At 72.2% G+C, this 25,224-nt stretch carries 22 protein-coding genes; 14 read left to right on the forward strand and 8 right to left on the reverse strand.

Going from position 1 to position 25,224, the window contains the following annotated elements:
• Positions 1-25 precede the first annotated feature (25 nt).
• The 4 genes from IF29_RS0125545 to IF29_RS0125560 all read left to right on the forward strand — a co-directional run bounded on the left by IF29_RS0125545 (position 26) and on the right by IF29_RS0125560 (position 6,476).
• Positions 26-1,987 (forward strand): phosphatase PAP2 family protein, encoded by a 1,962-nt coding sequence (locus IF29_RS0125545; protein WP_030259359.1) that lies wholly within the window; start codon positions 26-28, stop codon positions 1,985-1,987.
• Positions 1,988-2,169: 182 nt separating this feature from the next.
• The gene (locus IF29_RS0125550; protein WP_030259361.1) at positions 2,170-3,246 is read left to right on the forward strand and encodes a PI-PLC domain-containing protein; all 1,077 of its coding nucleotides are present in this window, start codon (positions 2,170-2,172) and stop codon (positions 3,244-3,246) included.
• The gene (locus tag IF29_RS0125555) at positions 3,239-5,971 is read left to right on the forward strand and encodes a lectin (protein WP_030259364.1); all 2,733 of its coding nucleotides are present in this window, start codon (positions 3,239-3,241) and stop codon (positions 5,969-5,971) included. Before IF29_RS0125550 ends, IF29_RS0125555 begins: the two co-directional genes overlap by 8 nt.
• A 169-nt stretch (positions 5,972-6,140) precedes the next feature.
• Entirely contained in the window at positions 6,141-6,476 is a 336-nt protein-coding gene (locus IF29_RS0125560; protein ID WP_030259367.1) for a hypothetical protein, read from the forward strand.
• Between the two features lie 70 nt (positions 6,477-6,546).
• Here IF29_RS0125560 and IF29_RS0125565 read toward each other — a convergent pair whose 3' ends face one another.
• Positions 6,547-7,500: a helix-turn-helix domain-containing protein gene (locus IF29_RS0125565; RefSeq protein ID WP_030259369.1), complete on the reverse strand. Its 954-nt coding sequence runs from the start codon at positions 7,498-7,500 to the stop codon at positions 6,547-6,549.
• Positions 7,501-7,610: 110 nt separating this feature from the next.
• Between IF29_RS0125565 and IF29_RS0125570 the strand changes: the two genes are divergently transcribed.
• Positions 7,611-8,642 carry a saccharopine dehydrogenase family protein gene (locus IF29_RS0125570; RefSeq protein ID WP_030259372.1) on the forward strand — a complete coding sequence of 344 codons (1,032 nt, stop codon included), beginning with the start codon at positions 7,611-7,613 and terminating at the stop codon, positions 8,640-8,642.
• A gap of 10 nt (positions 8,643-8,652) precedes the next feature.
• On the opposite strand, the gene IF29_RS0125575 is transcribed toward IF29_RS0125570, so the two are convergent.
• The gene (locus IF29_RS0125575) at positions 8,653-9,501 is read right to left on the reverse strand and encodes an AraC family transcriptional regulator (RefSeq protein WP_030259373.1); all 849 of its coding nucleotides are present in this window, start codon (positions 9,499-9,501) and stop codon (positions 8,653-8,655) included.
• Positions 9,502-9,573: 72 nt separating this feature from the next.
• Between IF29_RS0125575 and IF29_RS0125580 the strand changes: the two genes are divergently transcribed.
• From IF29_RS0125580 to IF29_RS0125590, 3 genes are all read left to right on the forward strand, one after another.
• The gene (locus IF29_RS0125580; protein WP_198037556.1) at positions 9,574-10,419 is read left to right on the forward strand and encodes an alpha/beta fold hydrolase; all 846 of its coding nucleotides are present in this window, start codon (positions 9,574-9,576) and stop codon (positions 10,417-10,419) included.
• Between the two features lie 202 nt (positions 10,420-10,621).
• Entirely contained in the window at positions 10,622-12,319 is a 1,698-nt protein-coding gene (locus IF29_RS45205; protein ID WP_030259379.1) for a putative Ig domain-containing protein, read from the forward strand.
• Between the two features lie 242 nt (positions 12,320-12,561).
• On the forward strand, positions 12,562-14,499 hold the full coding sequence (locus IF29_RS0125590) for a S9 family peptidase (protein ID WP_030259381.1): 1,938 nt from the start codon (positions 12,562-12,564) through the stop codon (positions 14,497-14,499).
• A 135-nt stretch (positions 14,500-14,634) separates the two neighbouring features.
• Here the strand turns inward: IF29_RS0125590 and IF29_RS0125600 are convergent, their stop codons facing one another.
• The 3 genes from IF29_RS0125600 to IF29_RS0125610 all read right to left on the reverse strand — a co-directional run bounded on the left by IF29_RS0125600 (position 14,635) and on the right by IF29_RS0125610 (position 16,759).
• Positions 14,635-15,273 carry a DJ-1/PfpI family protein gene (locus IF29_RS0125600; protein WP_030259384.1) on the reverse strand — a complete coding sequence of 213 codons (639 nt, stop codon included), beginning with the start codon at positions 15,271-15,273 and terminating at the stop codon, positions 14,635-14,637.
• Positions 15,274-15,322: 49 nt separating this feature from the next.
• Positions 15,323-16,297 (reverse strand): GlxA family transcriptional regulator, encoded by a 975-nt coding sequence (locus tag IF29_RS0125605; RefSeq protein WP_030259386.1) that lies wholly within the window; start codon positions 16,295-16,297, stop codon positions 15,323-15,325.
• Positions 16,298-16,411: 114 nt separating this feature from the next.
• On the reverse strand, positions 16,412-16,759 hold the full coding sequence (locus IF29_RS0125610) for a hypothetical protein (protein WP_157623927.1): 348 nt from the start codon (positions 16,757-16,759) through the stop codon (positions 16,412-16,414).
• A 56-nt stretch (positions 16,760-16,815) separates the two neighbouring features.
• Between IF29_RS0125610 and IF29_RS0125615 the strand changes: the two genes are divergently transcribed.
• Both IF29_RS0125615 and IF29_RS0125620 read left to right on the forward strand, forming a co-directional pair.
• Entirely contained in the window at positions 16,816-17,592 is a 777-nt protein-coding gene (locus tag IF29_RS0125615; RefSeq protein ID WP_030259391.1) for an alpha/beta fold hydrolase, read from the forward strand.
• A 33-nt stretch (positions 17,593-17,625) separates the two neighbouring features.
• Complete coding sequence (locus tag IF29_RS0125620; protein WP_030259393.1) at positions 17,626-18,195, forward strand: 3'-5' exonuclease; 570 nt, start codon at positions 17,626-17,628, stop codon at positions 18,193-18,195.
• Here IF29_RS0125620 and IF29_RS0125625 read toward each other — a convergent pair.
• The 3 genes from IF29_RS0125625 to IF29_RS0125635 all read right to left on the reverse strand — a co-directional run bounded on the left by IF29_RS0125625 (position 18,192) and on the right by IF29_RS0125635 (position 20,123).
• On the reverse strand, positions 18,192-18,707 hold the full coding sequence (locus tag IF29_RS0125625) for a GNAT family N-acetyltransferase (RefSeq protein WP_030259396.1): 516 nt from the start codon (positions 18,705-18,707) through the stop codon (positions 18,192-18,194). The two genes, IF29_RS0125620 and IF29_RS0125625, sit on opposite strands and share 4 nt — an antisense overlap.
• Before the next feature lie 68 nt (positions 18,708-18,775).
• Positions 18,776-19,330 carry a C40 family peptidase gene (locus tag IF29_RS0125630; RefSeq protein ID WP_030259399.1) on the reverse strand — a complete coding sequence of 185 codons (555 nt, stop codon included), beginning with the start codon at positions 19,328-19,330 and terminating at the stop codon, positions 18,776-18,778.
• Between the two features lie 160 nt (positions 19,331-19,490).
• Entirely contained in the window at positions 19,491-20,123 is a 633-nt protein-coding gene (locus tag IF29_RS0125635; RefSeq protein WP_030259402.1) for a TetR/AcrR family transcriptional regulator C-terminal domain-containing protein, read from the reverse strand.
• A 117-nt stretch (positions 20,124-20,240) separates the two neighbouring features.
• Between IF29_RS0125635 and IF29_RS0125640 the strand changes: the two genes are divergently transcribed.
• From IF29_RS0125640 to IF29_RS0125655, 4 genes are all read left to right on the forward strand, one after another.
• A complete protein-coding gene (locus IF29_RS0125640; protein WP_051725987.1) occupies positions 20,241-21,686 on the forward strand; it encodes an APC family permease in 1,446 nt (481 codons plus the stop codon).
• 79 nt (positions 21,687-21,765) lie between these two features.
• A complete protein-coding gene (locus IF29_RS0125645) occupies positions 21,766-23,328 on the forward strand; it encodes an amidohydrolase (RefSeq protein ID WP_380524057.1) in 1,563 nt (520 codons plus the stop codon).
• A gap of 76 nt (positions 23,329-23,404) precedes the next feature.
• Positions 23,405-24,802: a tetratricopeptide repeat protein gene (locus IF29_RS0125650; protein WP_030259410.1), complete on the forward strand. Its 1,398-nt coding sequence runs from the start codon at positions 23,405-23,407 to the stop codon at positions 24,800-24,802.
• A 59-nt stretch (positions 24,803-24,861) separates the two neighbouring features.
• A complete protein-coding gene (locus IF29_RS0125655; RefSeq protein WP_030259413.1) occupies positions 24,862-25,212 on the forward strand; it encodes a VOC family protein in 351 nt (116 codons plus the stop codon).
• Positions 25,213-25,224 lie beyond the last annotated feature (12 nt).

Consider the following 25,224-nt stretch of genomic DNA (forward strand, 5'->3'; position numbering starts at 1 on the left):
CGAGTGGGACCCTCAACCGGCGGAGATGGACTTGAAGACCCAGAGCAGCGTGAACCGGCGCGGATTCATCAGAAACGCGACCGGTGCCTCGATCGGCCTGTTCGCGGCCCCGACCGCGTTGAGCTGGCTGGTGCTCCCGCAGAAGGCGGAAGCGGCGGTGACGCCGGTCAAGGCGCTCGCCTTCGTCGACACCTACACCACCAACACCAGCGCCGACCTGACCGTGACCGGCAACGCCGGGGTCCGCGCCCTGTCCGGGATGGACCGGTTCTGGAAGACCGGCACCGCCTGGAACACCGGAACGCCGGCGGCGGACGCCGCCGACATCCTGCGCGCCAACATGCGCTACTGCGCCAGGATCACCGGGTCGCGCACCGACGCCGAGGCGCGCGAGGCCTTCATCTACGACCGGCAGGACCAGAGCTACGCCTCGATCGGCGGCCTGGGCCCGCTCGCCGACCTGTACCGCGCCGGCGCCAAGGCGGTCACCTCCATCACCTCCGCGCCCGACGGGACCCCGGCCACCCTGATCAACGAGGGCGTCCCGGCCGGCGCCCCGGCCGGATCCGCCACCGGCGCCGGGTCCACCACCTCGGACCTCGGCCTGGTGGTCACCCTGGTCAACACCCTGCGCGGCAACTACGCCTCGGGCAACCCCAGCAAGGCCGCCTACCAGTACCCGCGCCCCTGGCGGATGACCGAGGACAGCACGGTGGTCGACACCGGCACGGTCGACGCCTGGGGATTCCCGGTCTACAAGTCCGACGTGCTGGTGGCGCCGCAGCTGCTGCTGCAGCGCAGCACCACTCCCGCCACCGACGGGGGCTTCCCCAGCGGCCACACCAACGCCTTCCACCTGGCCTCGCTGGCCCTGGCCTACGCGGTGCCGGAGCGATTCCAGGAACTGGTGGCGAGCGCCTCGAAGCTCGCCAACACCCGTATCACCGCGGGGATGCACTCCCCGGTCGACGTCATCGGCGGCCGCACCCTGGCCACCGCGCTGGCCGCCGCCACGCTCGCCGACCCCGCCAACGCCGCCCTCAAGGCAGCGGCCCGGGCCCAGGCGGTGGCGTACTTCCAGGCGCAGACCGGTACCACCGCCGACACCCTCTACGCCTTCGCCCACGCGGCCGGCGTGGACACCGACCCCTACGCCGACCGCGAGGCCAACGCTGCCGCGGTCACCCCCCGGCTCACCTACATCCTGCCGCGCCACGGCCGCGACACCCCGCTGACCGTGCCCAAGGGTGCGGAGGTGCTGCTGGAGACCCGGCTGCCCTACCTGGACGCCGACCAGCGCCGCGCGGTGCTGCGCAGCACCGCGCTCCCCTCGGGCTACACCCTGCCGGACGCCGACGACCAGTACACCGCCGAGCAGTGGGGACGGCTGAACCTGTTCGCCGCGGCGGACGGCTACGGGACGTTCGAGAGCGACGTGACCGTGGCCATGGACGCCGCCGACGGCGGATTCAGTGCCGCCGACGCCTGGCGCAACGACATCGACGGCTGCGGCGGCCTCACCAAGCAGGGCACCGGCACGCTCACCCTCTCCGGCGTCAACAGCTACACCGGCGGCACCACGGTGGCGGCGGGCGTGCTCACGGCCGCCTCGCACCAGGCCCTCGGCCACGGGGACGTGCGGGTCGACGGCGGCACGCTGCGGCTCCAGCCGAACCGCGGCGGGGTCGTCGTGCGCGGCAGCGTGGCCCTGGCGGCCGGCGCGACCCTGGCGGTGACGCTCCGTCGGGGCGGCCCGGCGGCCCTGGAGGTCTCCGGCCGGGTGGCGCTGGGACGCGGCGCGGTCCTCAGCATCCACCTGGACGGCGTGGACACCGGGTCCCTCCGCGGCGGTGACCTCACCCTGCCGGTGATCGACATCCGCTCGCTGCAGGGCCAGTTCGCATCGATCACCGTGGACGCCGCCGGCTACCGGGCCGTCCCGGTCTACACGCACCAGGGCCTCTCGGTCCGGATCACCCGTCACTGACCTCATCGAGGAGTACTGGTGACGTCTCGTCAGTACTTTCCATTGCTCGCGCAGCGGATGCACCACACCATGGCACGGCCGTGATGCATCCGCTGCGCTGCGCTGTGCCGAACCATGTGCCAACAGCGGTGCCAACCGCTGTGTCGAACGTCTCAGCACCCACCCTCGCATCAGGAGTTGACATGCTCACAAAGTCCATCCGCCGACGGTTCCGTCCCGCCGCCGTCACGGTCGCCGCGGCGGCCCTGGCCCTGGCCGCGCCGTCGTCGGCGGTCCACGCCGACGACCTCGGCTCGCAGACCCTGGCCGGAGCGACCTCGGTCGGGCTGCACAACACCTACAACGACAAGACCCCGTACACCTACCTGGCCAACGCGCTGGACTCCGGGGCGTCGCTGATCGAGCTGGACGCCTGGGCCAACCCGATCACCCACAAGTGGAACGTCAGCCACGACAACCCGCTGGGCAGCAACAACAACTGCGTCCAGGCCAGCACTGCGGCGGACCTCTACACCGGGGACCGCAACCAGAACCTCGACAGCTGCCTGGACGACATCAGGATCTGGATGCAGGCCCACCCCACGCACGGCCCGATCATGGTCAAGCTGGAGCTGAAGGAGGGCTTCAACTCCTCGGCCGGACTGGACGCGACGGAGCTGGACAGCTACGTCAAGGCCCACCTCGGCAGCCTCGTCTACACCCCGGCCGACCTGCTCACCAAGGCCGACGGCAGTCTCTACCCCGACCTCGACACGGCAGCCAGGGCCGACAACTGGGCCACCCGCGCCGCACTGGCCGGCAAGATCATCGTTGAGGCCATCCCCGGCACCGTCGAGCAGAGCCTCAACTCGTCCTCCACCTGGACCGATGTGGTCGAGGCGGCGCATCTGAAGAGCCTCTACGCGGCCGGGAACATCGCCAGCGCGGAGATCTTCCCCAGCGTGCTCAACGCCCAGACCGGCGACCCCCGCACCCGCTACAGCGACACCACGCTGCGCCCCTGGTTCGTGGTCTTCGACGGCGACGCCGGCACCTGGGTGAGCGACGGCAACACCGAGTGGTACAACACCAACCACTACCTCGCCGTGGTGACCGACGCCTACGACGTCACCCCGGCGCTGAGCTCCTCCGCCCCCACCCTGGCCGACGCCCAGGCCAGGGTGGCGCAGCTCGCCGCCGACGGCGCGTCCTTCGTCTCCACCGACTGGTTCAACGCCCCCGGCGACGGTGTGCTGGGGGAGGTGCTGGCCCGTGGCTGACGCCGTCGCGTCCCGCCCGCGCCGGAGGCCGGGGCGGCTGCTCACGGTCGGGGCGGCGTTGCTGGCCCTGCTCGGCTTCGGCCCGGTCGAGGCCACGGCGCATGCCGCCTCGGCCGCCCTGGCTGCCTCGGTCACCTCGGTGAGCGACCCCGCCGCCCTGGTCGACCCCTATGTCGGGACCGCGTCCAACAGCGACTACAGCTCCGGGAACACCTTCCCCGGCGCCGACGTGCCGCACGGCATGGTGCAGTGGAGCCCTGACACCTCGTCACGCCCCAAGGGCGGCGGCTACAACTACGCCGACTCCAGCATCACCGGCTTCAGCCTCACCCATGTCTCCGGGGTGGGCTGCGACGCCGCCGGGGACGTGCCGTTCCTGCCGACGACCGGCGCGGTCGGCTCCACCCCGGGATCCACCACCGCCTCCTTCTCGCACTCGGGCGAGACCGCCTCGCCCGGAAGCTACGCGGTGACCCTGGGCAACGGCACCAGCGCCGCGCTGACCACCACCACGCACGCCGGAGTGGCCCGCTTCGGCTACCCGGCCACCACCGCGGCCGATCTGATCCTGAAGTTGAACGACAGTCAGATCCCCTATGCGGCATCCACGTTCACCGTGAACAGCAGCACCGAGGTGACCGGATCGGTGACCAGCACCGGCTTCTGCGAGGCCACTGACCCGTTCACGGTCTACTTCGCGGTCAGCTTCGACCACCCGATCACCTCCTCGGCCGCCTACAGCACCACCTCGGCCGGCCCCGGAGGCGAGACGCTCACCTTCGACACCAGCACCGGCAGCACCACCGTCGAGGCCCGGGTCGGCGTCTCCTACACCTCGGTGGCCGAGGCGCAGGCCAACCGTGACGCCGAGGTGCCCGGCAAGTCCTTCGCCGACGTCGCGGCCGCGGCGCGCACCGCGTGGACCGGCGCGTTGGGCCGGATCACGATCGGCGGTGGGACCACCGCGCAGCAGACCACCTTCTACACGGCGCTGTACCACGCCTCGCTCTTCCCCAGCGTGGTCAGCGACGCGGACGGGCGGTACCGCGGCTACGACGGCGCGGTGCACACCGTGGGCAGCGGACACGCCGCGCAGTACACCGACTTCTCCAACTGGGACACCTACCGGTCCCAGGCGCAGCTCACGGCGCTGCTGGACCCCGGCGCGGCCTCCGACATGGCGCAGTCGATCGTCAACGACTACACCCAGGGCGGCACGCTGACCAAGTGGGGGATGGCCACCGGCGAGACCGACATCATGGTGGGGGACTCGGCGGTGCCGGTCCTCGCCGACTACCGCGCCTTCGGTGCGACCGGATTCGACACGGCGACCGCGCTGGCCGCCATGGTCGCGGAGCAGACCACCGACACCGCGGTCACCCCCGGCGTGACCTACCTGGACAGCTTCGGCTACCTGCCCACCAACAGCCTCTACGGCTGCTGCCACGAGTACGCCACCACCTCCACCCAACTGGAGTACGACACCGACGACTTCGCCCTGTCCACGTTCGCGGCCGCGCTGGGCGACAGCGCCACCGCGACCCGTTTCCGCAACCGGGCCCAGGACTGGAGGAACATCTACAACAGCTCCAGCGGGTACATCCAGCCGATCCACTCCAACGGCAGGTGGATGGACGGCTTCAACGCCAAGCTCATCACCAGCACCGCGAGCAACGACTTCGCCGAGGGCGACGCCTTCAGCTACACCCCGATGATCCCGTTCAACATCGCCGGACTGGCCACCGCCGAGGGCGGTTCGGCGAGCCTGGCGAGCTACCTGGACAGCGTGCTCTCCGGCTACCAGGGCCTGGGCAGCGTCATCGGCACCCAGTCCAACATGGGCAATGAGCCCAGTCTCGAACTCCCCTGGGAGTACGACTGGGTGGGGCAGCCGTACAAGGCCCAGAGCACGGTCCGCGCGGTCCAGGACCAGCTGTGGGCCGCCACCCCGGCCGGCCTGCCCGGCAACGACGACCTCGGCGAGCTCAGCTCCTGGTACGTGTGGTCGGCGCTCGGGCTGTACCCGGAGACCCCGGGCACGGCCGACCTGGCCATCGGCAGCCCGCTGTTCCCGCAGGCGGTGGTCGCCCTGGGCAGCACCGGCAGGACCATCACCGTCACCGCCCCGGCTGCCGCCGACGCCGACCCCTACGTCCAGAGCCTCACCGTCAACGGCAGCGCCTGGAACCAGGCCTACCTGCCGGCCGCCGACACTACCGCCGGCGCGGCGCTGGACTTCACCCTGGGCGGTTCGGCCGTCACCTCCTGGGCGGCGGCAGCCGCCGACGCGCCCCCGTCCTACGACGGCACCGCCAACGGCACGGTGGCCGAGCCGACCGGTCCGATCACCGAGACGGCGACGGGCAAGTGCGTCGACGACAAGGGTTCGGGCACCTCCAACGGCACCGCCATCCAGCTCTACACCTGCAACGGCACCTCGGCGCAGAGCTGGGCCCTGGTGCCGGACCACACCCTGCAGGTGCTGACCGACTGCATGGACGTCACCAACGGCGCTACCACGAGCGGGACCAAGGTCCAGCTGCACACCTGCAACGGCACCACCGCCCAGCAGTGGCAGACCGACTCCTCCGGCGAACTGGTGAACCCGGTCTCGGGCCTGTGCCTGACGGACACCAGCGCGGGCGCCACCAACGGCACCCAGCTCACCATCGCCACCTGCGCGGCGGGCACCGGCCAACGCTGGACGGTGCCGACGACGGGGTGACGGCGGGGTGACGGCTCCGCGACGGCGGCAGGTCGACGGACGGTAATCGCGTCGTGTCACTTCGTGCACTTTCCGTAGTCGTTCGACTACGGTGTGTGCTCGTGGCGCCCGCACGCATGTCCCATGTCCTCCGAGCAGGGCGCCGCCATCGAGTACGTCAAGGAGTCAGATGATGAAGCATGTCCTGCGCAGCGCCGTCGCGGTGTTGACCGCCATCAGTGCGTTCACCGCCGTCGTCGGAGTCGGCACCGCGTCCGCCGCCCAGACCGGCCAGGTCCGGGCGGCCCTGCCGGCCAGCACCCGGGTGTCGCCGGGCCCGGACTGTGCCAACAACGGCAACACCGACCCGTGCTGGGAGTACCAGACCTGGTTCTGGACCTTCGACAACTGCAACAACTACTTCAACGAGCACGGCTACGACCCGTCCCGCTACGACAACCACATCTGCGCGGTGTTCACCAACGGCGCCACGGTGGGACTCTGGCTCCACAAGTACAACGGCTGAGCCGGCCGACCGCCGCCGGGGACCGCGCCACGGTCCCCGGCGGCGGTCCGTCACGCGTCCTGACGTATCGTCAACCGGCGCTGCGGGTGCGGGAACGGAAGGTGCGGCGGTAGGTGTCCGGGGGTACGCCGACGGTGCGGTGGAAGTGGCGGCGCAGCGTCGTGGCGGTGCCCATACCGGCCGCGGCGGCGACGGCGTCGATACTGTCGTCGGTGGATTCGAGCAACTCCTGGGCGTGGCGGATGCGTTGGGTCAGCAGCCACTGCAGCGGGGTGGTGCCGGTCACCGACCGGAAGTGGCGGCCCAGGTTGCGTGAGCTCATCCGGGCCCGGCGGGCCAGGTCCTCCACCGTCAGCGGCTGGTCCAGCCGTTCGACCACCCAGGGGAGCAGTTCGGCCAGCGGGTGGTTGTCCTGGGCGGGCACCGGGGTGGTGACGAACTGGGCCTGGCCGCCGTCCCGGTGCGGCGGTACGACCAGGCGGCGGGCCACGGTGTTGGCGGTGGCCGAGCCGTGGTCCAGGCGCACCAGGTGCAGGCACAGGTCCATGGCGGCGGCCTTGCCGGCGGAGGTGAGCACGCTGCCGTTGTCCACGTAGAGGACGTCCGGGTCCACCTGCACCTTCGGGTATCGGTCGGTGAGGATCCGGGTGTGCGCCCAGTGCGTGGTCGCGCGCTTCCCGTCCAGCAGTCCGGCGGCGGCCAGGACGAAGGCTCCGGTGCACAGCGAGGCCACGCGTGCGCCGGCGTCGTGGGCCGCGCGCACCGCGTCGACCAGGTCGGCGGGCGGCTCCTGGTCGACGTCGGCCCAGCCCGGGACGATCACGGTGTCGGCACGGGCCAGGTGCTCCAGGCCGTGGTCGGGCTCCAGCCGGAAGCGGCCGACCTGCACGGCGGCCGATCCGCAGAGGAGCAGGTCGTACCAGGGGCCGCTGACGGCGGCCGGGGCCGGGCCGAAGACCTCGCAGGCCAGGGCCAGTTCGAAGTGCAGCATCCCGTCGGTGACGGCCAGTGCGACAGTGGTCATGTCCGGAATTGTACGGGGCATGGCGTTCCGGACACTCGTCCGGGGCGTCCGCTCCGGCCAGGATGATCCGTGACGGAGCGCGGTGGATCGGCTGAGCACGAGGAGAACCCATGGGATCAGGGCAGGCAGTGACGGTGTTCGGCGCGTACGGCCACACCGGGCGCTTCGTGGTGGCCCGGCTGCTGGAGCGTGGGCTGGTCCCGGTCCTCTCCGGCCGTGACGAGGGGAAGTTGAAGGAACTGGCGCTGTCCCGGCCCGGGTTGGAGCTGCGTCCGGCGTCGGTCGATGATCCGGCCTCGCTGGACCGGGCACTGGCCGGTTCGGCGGCCGTGGTCAACTGCGCCGGACCCTTCGCCACCACGGCCGCCCCGGTGATCGAGGCGGCCCTGCGCGCCGGGATCCCGTACCTGGACGTGGCGGCCGAGATCGAGGCCAACGCCGACACGTTCGCGCAGTTCACGGATGGCGCCCGGGCCGCGGGAGTACCCGTGGTCCCCGCGATGGCCTTCTACGGCGGCCTCGGTGACCTGCTGGCCACCGCCGCGATGGGGGACTGGACGGCGGCCGACGAGGTGCACATCGCGTACGGGCTGAGCAGCTGGCACCCCACCGAGGGGACCCGGGCGGCGGGCGCGGTCTCCCGGGAGCGGCGGGGCGGCCGACGGGTCCGGTACGCCAAGGGGCAGTTGGAGTACGTCCAGGACGCAGCTCCGAGGCTGCAGTGGACGTTCCCCGAGCCGATGGGCCCGCAGGCCGTTATCGGCGAGTTCTCGATGGCCGACGTGGTCACCGTGCCCAGCCACCTCGACGTCCCGGAGGTCCGCTGCTACATGACCGAGGTGGCGGCCAGGGACCTGTCGGCCCCGGACACGCCGGCCCCGAGCGCGGTCGACGAGGACGGACGGTCCGCGCAGACCTTCCTGGTCGACGTGGTGGTGCGCTCCGGCGACAGCGAACGGCGGGCCGTGGCCAGGGGCCGGGACATCTACGCCGTCACCGCGCCGCTGGTGGTGGAGGCCGTGGAGCGGATCCTCGACGGACAGAGCAGGACGGTCGGTGTCGCCTCGGCCGGCGAGGTCTTCGACGCGGCCGACTTCCTCCGCGCGCTGTCCCCGCATGTCTCGCTGGAACTGCCCCGGTAGCCGGGCCGGTTCAGCCCGTGCGGTCGGGCCAGGCGACGTCGTCGACGGCCAGCCACGGCTCGCGGGTCACCGCCGATGGGGTGATCCCGGCGAAGGCCGCGACGTCACGGTGCAGATGGGACTGGTCGGCGTAGCCGGTCTCCGCCGCGACCCGGGCCGCAGCCTCGCCCGCGACCAGGAGGTGCACCGCCCGGTCGAAGCGGACCAGCTGCGCGGCGCGCTTGGGCGGCAGACCGATCTGCGAGCGGAACCGGGCCCACAGCCGCTTGCGGCTCCAACCCACCTCGCCCGCCAGGTCCTCGACCCGGACCGTCCCCCGTCCGCCGACGATCCGGCGCCAGGCCCAGGCCACCTCGGGGTCGAGCAACGTCCTTGCCCCACCGGCGGGTTCGAGGAGTTTCTCGACCAGGGCGAAGCGCACCTGCCAGGACGGGGCCTCGCTCAGCTGCTCACGGATCCGTCCCACCGCGCGGCCCCACACGGCATCGAGGGGTACGACACCGTCCAACTCGGCCGGGGGAACGCCTAGTACCGCGCCCGCCACCAGCGGGGACAGCCGGAGCTGCAGGCACTCGACGTTCTCGCCGCGCACCCACGCCGCCCCACCGAACCCCAGCCCGAGCCCGGCCACCATGGATCCACGCTGCTGCCGTCCGGCCGCATCGGACACGACCGGCGGGCGCGCACCGAACTCCACCGCCACCATCACCGAGGGATGCGGAATCACCCGCTGGCCGACCTCGGCCCGGCCGCTGTCCCGGAAGCCGGCCATGCCGACCCCGGCCGGCAGGCGGGGCCGGGTCGGGCTCGCCACCTCCCAGACGGACACCGGCTCACGGCCGCCGGTCTGCATGCTCATAGCCCAAGGATGCCCCGTCCGGTCGGGACATTCGTTCAATACCCGTGGACCGGCGGGCGCCACGGTTGGCCCATGACCATGACCACTGAGAGCCTGCTCCTCCCCGTCGAGGGAGGGGACATCCACGTGCAGCAGGACGGCCCCCGCAACGGCACGGCACTCGTGCTCGTGCACGGACTCGCCGGGTCCTCGCACTGGTGGGACGCGATCGTGCCGGAACTGGCCGGGGCCCATCGGGTCGTCCGGATCGACCTGCTCGGACACGGTCGGTCGGCCAAGCCGGACGGTCCCGGCTACCAGGTCCCCGAGCACGCGCGCCGGGTCGGCGCGGTCCTGGACCGGCTCGGGGTCGAGCGGGTCGTCGGGATCGGGCACTCCACCGGCGGCCTGGTCGTGACCGCGCTCGCCGAGGAACGGCCGGAGCTGGTGGCCGCGTTGGCGCTGATCGACACCGGGCCCAGGCTGGACGCCTTCATCTCCGACGGGTTCGCCGGGCGGCTGCTGCTCACTCCGGGCATTGGGCCGCTGCTGTGGCGGATCCGGACCGACGGCCTGATCCGCAAGGCGCTGAGCACAGGCTTCAGCCGCCCCGGCTTCGAACTCCCGCAGCAGATCGTGGACGACGTGCGGGGCATGACGCTGCACGGATCCACGGCCACGTCGCTCGGCGCCGAAGAGTACCTGCAGCAGGGGCAGGTCCCGGCGAGGGTGACGGCCCTGGGCAAGCCGCTGCTGGTCGTCTTCGGCGAGGAGGACCGCAGATGGCGGCCGTCGTCCGCGGCCGACTACGCGGCGGTTCCGGGTGCCGGGGTCGAACTGCTGCCCGGCCTCGGCCACTCGCCGATGCTGGAGGATGCGCAGCGGACCGCGGCCCTGCTCCGGCCCTTCCTCGCGGCCCATGCGCAGGAGCCGGGTTAGGACCGCCGCCCAGGGCTGTCGGCTCAGGGCTGTCGGCTCCGGGTGTGCAGCGCGGCGCAGGCGCTGGGGTCATATTGACATGCAATCGTCAACAGTTCGTAACCCGGGACCCCTTCCCCGCGTTCGTTCTACGCGCGGATACTGCGAGTCTACGCGCGTTTCACAGCTGCTGCACACCCAATCGCCAACGGAGGCACAGCATATGACGTCTGTTCACTTCGCCCGTGGCAAGGCCGCCCTGGCCGCCGCCGCCCTGTTCGCCGCAGGACTGGCCGGGGTTGCGGCCACGGCTCCCCAGGCCCATGCGGCGACGACCACGCACCGGGTGCTGTTCGACGACGCGCACGCCGAGACCGCGGGCAATGCCGACTGGATCATCAGCACCAGCATCCCGGACCCGCTCGCCCAGAACGCCAACCCCACCAAGGAGTCCGACTGGACCGGGGCGCTCTCCGCCTGGGGCGTGGCCCTGCAGAAGACCGGCCAGTACAGCCTGAAGACCAGCACCAGCGCGCTGAGCTACGGAACCAGCTCCAGCCTGGACCTGTCCAACTTCGACACCCTGGTGATCGACGAGCCCAACACGGTCTTCACCGCGGCCGAGAAGACCGCGATCATGAAGTTCGTCCAGGCCGGCGGCGGGCTGTTCCTGGTCTCCGACCACACCGGCAGCGACCGCAACAACGACGGCTGGGACTCGCCAGCCATCATCAACGACCTGCTGAGCAACAACTCGGTCGACAGCAGCGACCCGTTCGGCTTCTCGGTCGACCTCCTGAACATCACCAAGGACACCCCGAAGGCCATCACCGACGCGAGCAACCCGATCCTGCACGGCAGCTTCGGCACCGTGACCGGCAGCAACATCTACAACGGCACCACCTTCACGCTCAAGCCCGCCGACAACTCCTCGGTGAAGGGCCTGCTCTACCGGACCGGCTACAGCGGCAACACCGGCGCCTTCTTCGTCACCAGCACCTTCGGCTCCGGCCGCGTCGCCATCATCGGTGACAGCTCCCCGTTCGACGACGGCACCGGCCAGGCCGGCAACAGCCTCAACGACGGCTGGGACGACCCCACCGGCACCAACGCCCCGCTCGCCCTCAACGCCACCGCCTGGCTCGCCACCGGCAGCGGCACCAGCACCGGCGCGGTCAGCCTGACCAACCCCGGCAGCAGCAGCGCGACCGTCGGCACCGCCACCTCGCTCCAGCTCTCGGCGAGCGACACCGCGGGCGGCACCCTCTCCTACAGCGCGACCGGCCTGCCCACCGGGCTGAGCCTGAACGCATCCACCGGCCTGATCAGCGGCACGCCCACGACCGTCGGCAGCTACTCGGTCACCGCCACGGCCACGGACTCCACCGGGCCCAGCTCCTCGGTCGGCTTCACCTGGACCGTCTCCAGCTCCGGTGGTGGTGGCGGCTGCACCGCTGCGCAACTGCTCGGCAACCCCGGATTCGAGACCGGCACCGCCTCGCCCTGGACCGCCGGCGGCACCACCATCTACAAGGGCACCGCCGAACCCGCCCACACCGGCAGCTACGCCGCCTGGCTGGACGGCTACGGCACCACCACCACCGACACCCTCGCCCAGACGGTCGCGCTGCCGAGCGGCTGCTCCGCGTACACGGCCAGCTTCTGGCTGCACATCGACACCGCCGAGACCGGCAGCACGGCCTACGACACCCTCAAGGTCCAGGTGCTCAACAGCTCGGGCACGGTGCTCGGCACCCTGGCCACCTTCTCCAACACCAACGCGGCCGCCGGCTACACCCAGCACAGCTACAGCCTGGCCGCTTACGCCGGACAGAGCGTCACCCTGAAGTTCACCGGCGCCGAGGACTACACCAAGCAGACCTCCTTCGTCGTCGACGACGCGGCGGTCAACGTCAGCTGACGCAGTGGCAGAAAAGCCCCGGCCTCAGAGCACCGCCTGGGAACACCGGCTTGAGAACAGCGGCTTGAGAACACCGGCTTGAGAACACCGGCCCGTCCCGAACCGCCACCGGCGGACCGGGGCGGGCCGTCCGCCGTCCGCGGCTGAGAACCTGCGGAGACCCGCCCGGTCGGCGCCGCGGGCGTGATAGGCATGCCCGGGTGACGATCTTCCCCGATGCCCCGGCGACAGAGGAGCTTTCGATGACGGATGCAACAACCGAGTTGACCGCAGAGCAGATCGTCGACTACGGCATGCCGGTGGGGCTTGCGATGTCCCCGGACGGCCGACTGGTCGCCTACGCGGTCAGGAACACCAGGAAGGGGGAGCCGCCGATTCGCTCGCTCTGGGTGGCCGCCGCTGACGGAAGCTCAGCTCCGAGGCGGATCAAGGCGAACCCGGCGCCGATCAGCTCGCTGCGCTGGGCACCGGATTCGCAGTCGCTGATCTGCATGCTGGGCGGCAAGCTGCACCGGATCGGCCTGGACGGCGGCGAGGCGGGCGCCGCTGGGGAGCCGCTGACCGCCTGGGGCGGCGCGATATCCGACCAGTGGCCGCTCGCCGACGGCCGTACCGTCGCGGTGGCCGCCGAGGACGAGCCCACCGAGGAGGACGAGCGCAGGGAGGCCGAGCGCGACGACGCCAGGGTGTGGGGGGAACGGGAGCCGCTCAGCCGGCTGCGACTGCTGGACCTCGACACCGGTGTACTGCGCCTGGTCGACGGACTGGCCCACCGCCACGTCGTGGACGCGGCACAGCGGCCGGACGGCGGGCCTCTGGCGGTCCTCACCTGGAACTCCCCGGACCTGGACCCCGGCCTCTACAACGCCGAACTGCACCTGGTCGACCCGTTGACCGGGGCGGTCCAGGACCTCGGCGCCGTCGGGGCCGACGCCGGCTCCCCGGCCTGGTGGAGCGTCGACGGCGCGTGGCATGTGGCCTATCTGGCGGTCGCCCCGCCCGGCCTGGTGGAAGGCCGCGCGGTCCTGGACGTCACCGTGCCCGCCGCCGGCGTCGCGCCCGCAGCACACAGCAATCTGACGGCCGGTATGGCCGTCTGCCCGACCAGCCTGGTGCAGATCGCGGACGGCCCGCCGCTGGCGCTGTTCGCCGACGGACTCGACACCGCGGTCCACCGGCTCGACCCCGTCGAGCGGCGGTTCCAGCGGCTGTCCGGACTGGACGGCCTGGCCTTGTCGCTCACCGCGAGCCGCTCGGGGGCGACGGTCGCCGTGGTGGCGACCACGGCCTACGCACCGCGCGACATCCACGCCGGACCTCCCGCCGGTCCGCTGCTCAGGCTCAGCGACACCAGGCCGGAGCTGCGCCGGATCACCTGGGGAAAGCAGGAACGGCTGTCCTGGAAGGCCGCCGACGGGCTGGCACTCGACGGACTGCTGATCCTGCCGCCCGGTCGCAGTCGGGCGGACGGTCCGTTCCCCCTGGTCGCCCTGGTGCACGGCGGCCCCTACGACCGGTACGCCGACGAGCTCATGCTCAATCCGGTGATCAGCGGCCAGTGGCTGGCGACGGGCGGGTGCGCGGTCTTCATGCCCAACCCGCGCGGCAGCGAAGGCCGCGGCGCCGACTTCGCCGCCACGGTCGTGGGCGCGGTCGGCGAGGACGAGTGGACCGACATCGTCAGCGGGATCGACCTGCTGGTCGCCGAAGGGGTGGCGGACCCGGAGCGGCTCGGCATCGCAGGCTGGAGCCACGGCGGCTTCATGGCCGCCTGGGCGGTGGGGCAGACCGACAGGTTCAAGGCGGCCCTGATGGGTGCGGGCATCAGCGACTGGGGCGTGCAGACCGCACTCGGTGAATGGGGCCTGCAGGACAGCGCCCTCGGCGGCAGCTCCGGCTGGGAGGGTCCCGGACCGCACCGCCACGACCGGCTCAGCCCGGTCTCGTACGCCTCGCGGATCCGCACGCCGGTCCTGATCGTGCACGGGGAGGAGGACACCAATGTGCCCTTCGGCCAGGCTGTGCTCTTCCACCGTGCGCTGCGCTACTACGGGGTCGACCACCAGTTGGTCGCCTATCCGCGCGAGGGCCACATCATCCACGAACGCAACCACCAGCTCGACCTGCTGCGGCGCAGCCGCGAGTGGTTCGACCGCCGGCTCGGGGCCGGGACCGGCTGAATCCGCTCGGCCGGGGCCCTCAGAGCAGTTCGGCGTGGGCCGTGCCGTCGGTGATGCCGAATCCGATCCTGCACGGGAACAGTGACGCATCGCCGGCGGCCCGCAGTTCGAGATCGCGGGTGACCACCCCCCGCGTCAGCCTGCGGTGACCGCCAGGTCATTGGCGCGCAGCAGCTCGGCGAGCCGGGCCGGGGCGGTACGGAGGGAGCCGGCGGTGTAGGGCGGCTGCGGGTCGTACTCGCTGACGAGCTGGATCTGGCGGGCGACATCGTCCCCGGCGATCCGGCCGGCCAGCTCCAGCGCGAGGTCGATCCCGGCCGACACCCCGGCGGCGGTCGCGTACTTCCCGTCGAAGACGGCCCGCTGCTCCACCGGGACGGCGCCGAACAGCCGGAGCTGGTCGAGGCAGATCCAGTGCGAGGTCGCCCGCCTGCCGTGGAGCAGGCCGGCCGCGGCCAGCAGCAGCGAGCCGGAGCACACCGAGGTGGTCCAGGTGGTGGTCGTGTCCACGCGCCGGATCCACTCCAGGGTCTGGTCGTCGTCCATCAGCCGAGCCATGCCGGGTCCGCCGGGCACCAGCAGCAGATCGGCCGCGGACAGGTCGGCGAGCGCCGCGTCCGCGGTCAGCGCCAGGCTGCCCAGGTCGGTACGTACCGGGCCGGGACGCGCGGCGGTGAAGACGACCTCGGCCCCTGGCAGCCGGGCCAGCATCTCGTAGGGGCCCACCGCGTCCAGGGCGGTGAAGTTGTCGTAGAGCAGGATCGCGATCTTCATGGGACTCCTCAGGCGGTTTCGCCGACCAGGGGAACAGGAACGGCAGGGACTACAGGGACGCAGGGTCGACGGGGGCGACGAGGGGACGGAAGCGGCGCCGGTACTCCGCCGGTGACACGGCCAGGGCTCGGACGAAGGCGCGGCGCATGGACTCGGCGGTCCCGTAACCGCAGGCGCGGGCGATCTGCTCGACGCCGTCGGCACTGTCCTCCAGCCGGCGACGCGCCTCCTCCAACCGGGCAGCGTCCACATAGCGCCCGGGTGTCTGCCCCACCTGGGCGCTGAAGGAACGGGCGAACTGACGGGGCGACAGCGCTGCCCGGTCGGCCAGTGCCTGCACCGACAGGTCGGCGTCCGGATGCGCAACGATGAAGTGCTGCACCTCACGCAGCACATCGCGCTCAGCCGCCTGCACCGCCAACTGCGCACTGAACTGCGCCTGCCCGCCCGGCCTGCGCAGGAAAACCACCAGGTGACGGGCCACCAGCAGCGCCGCTTCCCGGCCGAGGTCCTCCTCCACCAGCGCCAGCGCCAGGTCGATCCCCGCGGTGACCCCGGCGGAGGTGGCCACCGGGCCGTCCCGCACGAAGATGGGTTCGGCATCGACCTCGACATCGGGAAAGCGGCGCGCCAGCGACCCGGCGTAGGCCCAGTGCGTGGTGGCCCGGCGTCCGGCCAGCAGCCCGGCCTCCGCCAGCAGGAACGCACCGGTGCACACCGAGACCACACGCTGCGCCCCGGCCGCCAGTTCGGCGATCCGCCGCACCAGCCCGGGCTCCGGCCGCGCGGTACCGAGGCCACCGGGCACGATCAACGTATGCGGCGGCTCCACCACGTCCAGATCCCGGTCCGGCAGCAACCGCAACCCGCTGGAACACCGCACCGCCGCCCCACCGGCCGCCGCCGTCAGCACCCGGTACGCCCCACTCTGCGCACCGGCCCCGGCGAACACCTCCAGCGGCCCGCTGACATCAAGGCTCTGCACGCTCTCGAACAGGACGATGAGCACATCACGGCTGGTCATGCCCACCAGCCTGGCAGCCGCAGCAGGTGGCAGCAATGACGAATAACCCACCTTTACTGCCAGCGACCGCCGGCTCGGGGCCGGGACCGGCTGAAACCCGCTCGGCCGGGGCCCTCAGAGCAGTTCGGCGTGGGCCGCGCCGTCGGTGATGCCGAATCCGATCCTGCACGGGAACAGTGACGCATCGCCGGCGGCCCGCAGTTCGAGATCGCGGGTGACCACCCCGCGCGCCCACGGCCGGAGCCCCACCGGCAGCAGCTTCACCGACCCTCCGGTGAGCCGGACGTACGCGGGCCGGTCGTCGTCGGCGAGGTCGTCCCCGGCGAAGCCGACCGCCGCCACGTCCAGCACGACTCCGGTCTGCCCCTGCGAGATGACCGTCGGAAGGTCGAGCATGTCGGCGAGCGCGCTCGGCCCGATCGACCGCTCGCGACGTGGCTTGTTCTGCTTCTGACGACCCATGACCGGCATCGTAACCGGGCAGGGTGTCCCGCCACGTCAGGTATACGCTCGGCTGCATGCCCAGTCCCGAGGTGTCCCTCTTCTCCGGTCGTGACGGTGTGCGCCTTGCCTATCGGGAGGTGGGGGAGGGGCGGCCGCTGGTGCTGCTGCACGGTTTCAGCGGCGACGCGGCGCTCTGGCTGGCCGACGGTCAGGCCGCGGCGATCGCGGCGAAGGGGCACCGCGTGATCCTGCCGGACTTCCGCGGCCACGGCAGCAGCACCAAGCCGCAGGACGCGTCCGCCTACCCGCCCGACGTGCTGACCGACGACGGTCTGGCCCTCGTCGAGCACCTGGGGCTGGACGACTACGACCTCGGGGGCTATTCGCTCGGCGCACGTATCGTGGTCCGGATGCTGGTCCGTGGCGCGACGCCGGGGCGGGCGGTGGTCGGGGGACAGGGCCTGCGTGAGGTGCTCGGCATCGGCGGCGGGGCGGGGGAGTTCGTCCGGCGGGTGTTCGCCGACCCGGACGCGCACGAGCCCGGCTCGCGGGAGGCGCGGGCCGCGGAGGCATTCCTGGCGCGGGGGGAGGATCCGGTCGCGCTGATCCACGTGCTGGACTCGATCGTCGCAACGCCGGTGGAGCCGTTGGGCGGTGTCCAGGTGCCGACGCTGGTGGCGGTCGGCAGCGATGACGAACGGGCCGTCTCGGCCGACGATCTGGTCGCGGCGCTGCCGCACGGCACCCGGGCCGTACTGCCCGGGGACCATCGGACGGCGGTCTCCGCACCGGAGTTCGTGGCAGCGATCGTGGACTTCCTCGCCGACCCCGCGGGGCGGAAATCCGGATGACCGGTGCGGGGTCGTCTCCCTACGCTCTGCGACATGGACAGTGGTCAACACCTGCTGAATGTCGTCGATGTGGAGGCGACCTGTTGGGACGGTGAGCCGCCGACCGGGGCGGTGAGCGAGATCATCGAGATCGGCCTGACCGTCGTCGACCTCGCCCGGGGCGAGCGTGTCGGGCGGCACCGGGTGTTGGTGCGGCCGACCCGATCCACCGTCAGTTCCTTCTGCACCGAGCTGACCGGGCTCACCCAGGCCGAGGTGGACACCGGCCTCGCCTTCGCCGACGCCTGCCGGCTGCTGGCCGCCGAGCACGAGGCCTGGGCCCGCCCCTGGGCCAGTTGGGGCGACTACGACCGGCACCAGTTCACGCGCCAGTGCAGTACCACCGGCACCGGGTACCCGTTCGGCCGTCGGCACACCAACGCCAAGCTCGTCTTCACCGAGGCCCACGGGCTGCGCAAGCGACCGGGGATGGCCCAGGCGCTGCAGATCGCCGGACTCCCGCTGGAGGGACGCCATCACCGCGGCGAGGACGACGCCTGGAACATCGCCGCGCTGGTCCTCGGCCTGGCGGCCCGGGGTGCTTGGCCGCAGGAGCCGTACTAGGTCCCGGGCAGGCGCAGTTCCTCCGGTAGGAGGTCCATCAGCAGGCCGTCGTGGAAGCTGCCGTCCTGGTGGCGCTCGTAGTTGCGCATGACGCCGACCGGGCGGAAGCCCAGGCTGCGGTAGAGGCGGATGGCCGGTTCGTTGTCAGTGGCCGGGTCGATGGTGAGGCGGTGGTGGCTGTCGACGTCCAGCAGATGGCGGGCCAGGGCGTGGATGGCGGCGGCGCCGATGCCGCGGCGGTGCCAGCCCGGGTGGACCGCGATGTCGATACCGGCGCTGCGGTAGGCGGGCGTGGGCTCCTCGCAGGACTGGATGATGCCGACGACGTGGCCCTCGTACTCGATGGCGTAGCTGCGGATGTCCTCCCCGGGCGCGCAGGCCTCGGCGGCCTCCTCGTCGGGGTCGCCCCACCAGCGGGCGACCTCCGGGGTGGCCAGGATCTCGCGGAAACGCCGACGGTCCGACGACTGCGCGGGGCGCAGCACGACCGAGCGTCCCCTGATCACGTCCATGCGGTTTACCTCCGTCCGGACCCGGTGACCAACTCCCAGTCTGCGCCCGATCGGCAGTGATTCGCCGATTACCGGCCCATGGCGTCCGGGCGTGCGGCGGCGACGAGTTGGGGGCCCCAGACCGGGTCGTGGGCGACGTCGGGTAGGACGGCGACCACGGTCCCGGTGTGTTCCGCATGGACCATGGCGCCGCCGCCGATGTAGACGCCCACGTGGTGCACCGGGCCGCCGGGGTGGGCGAAGAACAGCAGGTCGCCGGGGATCAGCTGGTCCAGCGGTACCTGGGGGTCGGTGGCCAGCTGGTCCACGCTGTAGTGCGGAAGCCGGATCCTGCCGCCGCTGCCCTGGTACCAGGCGAACAGGGCCAGCCCGCTGCAGTCGAACCCGACCGTGTGGTCGGCCATGCACACGCCCTGCAGGTAGCCGTTGGTCCCGTCGCAGAAGCCGAGCGACGGACCCTGCGGACCGCCCCCGCCCCAGGCGTACGGCGTCCCCAGCTCGTGCAGGGCGGCGGCCACGACCCGCTGTCCCGTGTCGCGTTCGCCCACGGTCGAGGTCGCTGCCGGCCCGTCGCAGGCGAATGCCGCACCGGCCGCGGAGATCCACAGGAGCAGCGCGAACACGGTGGCGGTGACGGCACCGCGGCGCGGGCGGTCGCGATGGCGTCGGCGGCGATGGTGTCGGTGGCGGGGGGCGTGCGTGACATCCACCCTCGCATTCCACCGCCCCGGCGGTGCAGACCACCGCCATGCGGCCATCGGTGGGCGCGTCCGCCGTCCCCGCTCACCCCGCCGTGGCGGTCCCGTTCTGCGCCAGCATCCGGACGAAGCCGTCGATCAGCACGGTGACGCCGAAGTCGAAGGCCCGGTCGGCGCGGCTGGGCCCGGCCGGCTGGGCGGCCAGGGCGGCGGCCAGCCGGGGTGCGTGCGCGTCGGCCGGGATGGCCCACATCACCTCGGGGGCGGCCAGGTCCAGGGCTGCGCCCAGCACGAAGTTCTCGAAGGCGGTGAGCGCGGCCATGATGTCCGGCGGTGAGAAGCCGGCCCGCTCCATCAGTGCCACCAGCCGCTCGTAGCAGTCCAGCACCTCGGGTGCGCGTACCGGTTCGCCGGTCAGCAGCGGCACCACATGCGGGTGCGCCGCGAAGGCGGCCCGGTAGGAGTAGGCGAAGGCCCGCAGCGCGGGCTCCCAGGGCCGGTCGTCGAGCAGGGTCGCGTCGATCTCCCGGCCGACGCGGGCGCGCAGCAGTTCCACGATGCCCGAGCGCCCGTCGACGTGGTGGTAGATGGAGGCGGTCTGCACGCCGAGCCGCCGGGCCATCTCCGGGACGGTGAAGTCCCCGGTCTCGTCGACCAGTTCCAGGGCCACCTCGGCGATCCGCTCCAGGTCCAGCAGTGCCTTGCGGGGTCGTGCCATCGGAACCTCTCCTCCTCGAGTGACGGGGGTCACTTGGCGTGGACCGCTGTCGAGGCTATATTGCCGGAAACCTAAATCTAATCGGTTTAGGTTAACCCCCACACGGAAGGCTTCCGGATGGAGCCAGAACTGCGCCGCGGCACGCTCGGCACCGGTGACATCGCGTTCTTCGTGATCTCCGCAGCCGCACCGCTGATGATCCTGGCCGGAGTCGCCCCCTACGCGATCCTGGTCGGCGGTATCGGCGCGCCCTCCGCATACCTGATCGCCGGGATCGTGCTCACGGTCTTCGCGGTCGGGTTCACCACGATGTCCCGCTACGTCTCCAACGCCGGGGCGTTCTACGCCTACATCACCAAGGGGCTCGGCCGCCCGGCCGGGGTCGCCGCGGCCGTGCTCGCCCTGGTGTCATACAACGGCGTCCAGATCGGCATGTACGGGCTGCTCGGCAGCGCGGCGCAGAGCACCGTTCAGTCCATGCTCGGGGTGGACATCCCCTGGCCCTACTACGCGCTGACCGGCGTCGCCCTGGTCTGGTTCGCCGGCTACCGCAGCATCGAGTTCGGCGCCAGGCTGCTGGGCGTACTGATGCTGGCCGAGTCCGGCATCCTGGTGCTGCTTGCCGTCGCCGTCCTGCTCAAGGGTGGCGCGCACGGCCTGGACCTGCGCTCCTACGCGCCGAAGAACGTGTTCAACGGTTCCACCAGCTCGCTGCTGGTGTTCGCCTTCGCCGCCTTCATGGGCTTCGAGTCGACCGCCATCTACCGCTCCGAGGCGCGCGACCCCCGCCGCACCATCCCGCGCGCCACCTACATCGCGGTGGCCTTCCTCGGCCTGTTCTACAGCTTCGTCGCCTGGGCGATCATCCAGGGCTTCGGCTCCTCCTACGTGCAGGCCGCAGCCGCCAAGGACCCCGCCGGACTGGTCTTCACCGAGATGGACAGCTACGTCGGTACCTGGGCCACCGACACGATGCACGTGCTGATCCTCAGCAGCAGCCTCGCCTCGCTGCTGGCCTTCCACAACGCCATCAACCGCTACACCAAGGCCATCGCCGACGAGGGCATGCTCCCGGCCCGGCTCGCCTCGGTCCACCCGCGCACCGGCTCGCCCCACCTGGCCGGCGGGCTGCAGACGCTGATGTCCGTGGTGGTGGTCACCGCCTTCGCCGTCGCCGGTCTGGACCCGTACCTGAAGCTGCTGTTCTGGGTGAACACCCCCGGTGTGATCGGCCTGGTGCTGCTCCAGGTCGGGGTGGCGATCGCGGTCCCGGTCTACTTCCGCCGCATCGACCACGACGAGAGCGTCTGGCGCACCGTGGTCGCGCCGGTGCTGGCCGCCATCGGCATGGTCACCGCCCTGTATCTGATGATCTCCAAGATCTCGCTGCTGACCGGGGCCTCCGGCAGCATCAACACGGTGCTCGTCGGCCTGGTGCCGGTGGTCATCGTGGCCGGCCTCGGCCTGGCCCTGTGGCTGCGGGCCAAGCGCCCGCAGGTGTACGCACGACTGGGCGCCGAGCCGCCGGTCGTCGAGGAAGAGGAAGAACTTGTCCACAGCTGACTCCACCGCCGCCCCCGCCGCCCCCGCCCCCGCCCCCGCCGCCGTTGCCGGGGCCGACTCCATCCTCACCGGCGCCCTGGTGCACACCCTGGACCCGGCCGCGCCCGGCCCGAGCCGGGTGCAGGCGGTGGCCGTCAAGGACGGAACCATCGTCGCGGTCGGCGACCCCGCACAGGTGGCGGCCGACTGGCGCGGAGCCGCCACCACCGTGCACGACCTCCAAGGTGCCACGCTCACACCGGGCCTGACCGACGGTCACCTGCACCCGGTCATGGGGGCGAGCTCCTTCACCGGCCTGGACCTGTCCGCCTGCCGCAGCATCGCCGACCTGCGCTCGGCGCTGGCCGGCGCGGTCCGCGACACCGCCCGCGGCGAGTGGATCACCGGCTACGGGCTCGATCACAACGCCTTCGAGGGCGCGGCCGTCAGCAACGCCCTGATCGACGACGTCCTGGACGGCATCCCCGCCCTGCTGCTGCTCTACGACGCCCACTCGGCGCTGGCCGGCTCCGCCGCGCTGCGGGCCGCCGGGATCGACGGGCCGCGCAGCTTCGCCAGCCGCTCGGAGATCGTCTGCGACCCGTCCGGAACCCCCACCGGGCACCTGCTGGAGGACGGCGCGATCGGCCTGGTCCGCCGGGTGATGCCGGTGGCCGACCTGGGCGAGCGCCGGGCCCGGGTGCTGGAACTGCTGCAGTCCATGGCCGCCGTCGGCCTGACGGGTGGTCATGTGATGGACTGCGAGGGCGACTCGCTGGAACTGATCGCCGGGATCGAGGACCTGCCGCTGCGGCTGCGGATCGCCCCCTGGGCCATGCCCGGCGACATCGACGCCCAGGTCGAGCACCTGCTGGCGCTGCGCGGCACCGGCGGACCGCGCTGGAGCGTGGACGCGGTGAAGTTCTTCGTCGACGGCACCGTCGAGGGCGGCACCGCCTGGCTGGAGCGGGCCGACTGCCACGGCCAGGGCACCGACTCCTTCTGGCACGACCCGGCCGACTACACCAGGGCCGTCCGCCGCCTGGACGCGGGCGGGATGCAGACCGCCACCCACGCCATCGGCGACGCCGGCGTACGGCACGCGCTGGACACCCTGGCCGGCGCGGCCCGCACGGTGCGGCACCGCATCGAGCACATCGAGACGCTGCCCTACGAGCAGATCCGGCGCTTCGCCGAACTGGACGTGGCGGCGTCCATGCAGCCCACCCACACCGCCTACACCAGGGCCGACCGCAGCGACCAGTGGTCCCTGCGGCTCGGCCCGGAACGCGCCGGCCGGGCCTGGTGCTGCCGCGACCTGCGGGACACCGGGGCCACCCTGGTGCTCGGTTCGGACTGGCCGATCGCCCACTTCGACCCGCGCCAGGTGCTGGCCACCGCCCAGCTGCGCAGACTGCCCGGCACCGACAGCGAACCCGTGCTGCCCGCCCAGGGGCTCACCGCGCTGATGGCACTGGAGGGCATGACCAGCCACGCCGCCCACGCCACCGGCCAGGGGCACCTCTCGGGCCGGATCGCCCCCGGTTACCGGGCCGACCTCACCGCCTTCGCGGTGGACCCGCTCACCGCGCCCCCGGACGAGCTGGCCGACGCCCCGATCCGGCTCACCATGGTCGACGGAGCCGTCACCCACCGCAGCTGAGCGGCCGAGGAGGAGTTCCACCGACGTCCGAAGGTAATCTGGGGCCGACTCCACCCCCGAGCACCGAGGATCCTCCATGGCCCCCGCCGGCGCATCCGACCCGAGGGACCCGTTGCCCGGGTACCTCGCCGGGCTGGACCACGAGGCCCTGGTCGCACTGCTGCTGGAGGCCGCGCACCACGATCGGGAACTGGGGGAGCGGCTGCGGTCGGCGGCGGCAAGGACGGCGCTGCGCGAGGTCGGCGACGATCCGGCGGCGGTGGGGGCCGCCGTCGAGGCGGCGCTGCGGCCGGTCGGCGAACTCGACGGCCCGGGCACCCGGCTCTATGCCGAGCAGGTCCGCGCGGTGGTCGGACTCCTCCGCAGCACCCTGCCGGGCGGTGACGCCGCCCTCGTGGTGCGGCTCGCGCAGCAGGCGGTCGAGCAGGTCGGTGCGGCGGCGGTCCGGGCCGACGACTCCTCGGGGGATTTGGCCGCCGCGGCCGAGGACCTCGCCGCACTGCACCTGGACGCCTGCCGGGAGAGCCGCCCCGACCCGGCGGAGCTCGGCCACTGGCTGGCCGAGCGGCACCTGACGGTGGATCAGGACGTTCTGTACGGCATCGGATCCTACGCGCCGATCCTCGGCGAGCGCGGCCTCGACGCCTACAGCAGCACCCTCACCGTCCTCTGGGACCAGCCCGGAACAGCGGGCAGTCCCGCCCTGGCCCGCCGCCTCGAAGCCCTGCACACGGCCCGGGGCGACACCGACGCCCTGGTCGCCGTCCTGGCCGCCGACCTGGGACACCCCAGCCGTCATCTGCGCATCGCCGAACTGCTGGCCGCCGAGGGACGGATCGCCGAAGCCGTCGACTGGGCGGAGCAGGGCCTGGCGGCGACCCCGGCCGGCCGCGGGCCCGACGCGCCGCTGCCGGCCTTCCTGGCCCGGCACTACGGTGCGGTCGGCCGCGGCAACGAGGCCGTCGCCCTGCTCCGCGAGCAGTTCCGGCGCCGTCCGGACCACGACGCCTACCTCGCCCTGGCCGCCGCGGCGGCCCCCGCCGACGCGGCCGGGCAGCGCGAGTGGGCCCTGGGCGAACTCCACCAGCGGGCCGCCCGCCCCACCACCCGCAGCTGGGAGAACCCCGCCTCCCCGCTGATCGAGTTCCTGCTCGCCGACGGCGACCTGGACGGGGCCTGGGCGGCCGCCCACCGCTACGCCGTCCCGCACCCGGCGCTGCTCCGCCTGGCCGAACTGCGTGCGGCCACCCACCCGGCCGACGCCGCCCCGGTCTACCGCGAGGAGATCGACCAGCAGATCGAGCAGCAGTCTCGCGAATCCTTCCGTGCCGCCGCCGACCGGACCGTCCGTCTGCGCGACCTGTACCGGGACATGGGCGCCCCGGAGCAGGGCGAGCGCATCGTCGCCGAGATCCGTGAGCTGCACCGCACCCGCGGCAGCCTGATGGCCGAGCTGGACGCCCGGGGGCTGTGAGTCCGTCCGCCCTCGCGTCGAAACACCGCGATACCGGCCCCCGGGCCTAACCTGGCCGTGTGATCAATGGCGCGCATCTCATCGTCTACAGCCGCGACGCGGAAGCCGACCGGGCCTTCTTCCGGGACGTGCTGGAGTACCCGCACGTCGACGCCGGACACGGCTGGCTGATCTTCAAGCTCCCACCGGCCGAGGTCGCCGTGCATCCCACCGACGGGCCGGAGACCCAGGAACTCTTCCTGATGTGCGACGACGTCGAGGCGACCGTCAGCAACCTCACCGCCAAGGGCGTGCAGTTCACCCAGGCGATCACCGACGAGCGCTGGGGGCGGCTGACCAGGTTCCGCCTGCCGGGCGGCAGCGAGGTGGGCATGTACCAGCCCCGCCACGAACGGGCCACCGGTCTGTGAGGCATGACGGCG

The organism is Streptacidiphilus jeojiense, assembly GCF_000719095.1.
GTDB classification, from domain to species: Bacteria; Actinomycetota; Actinomycetes; order Streptomycetales; family Streptomycetaceae; genus Streptacidiphilus; species Streptacidiphilus jeojiensis.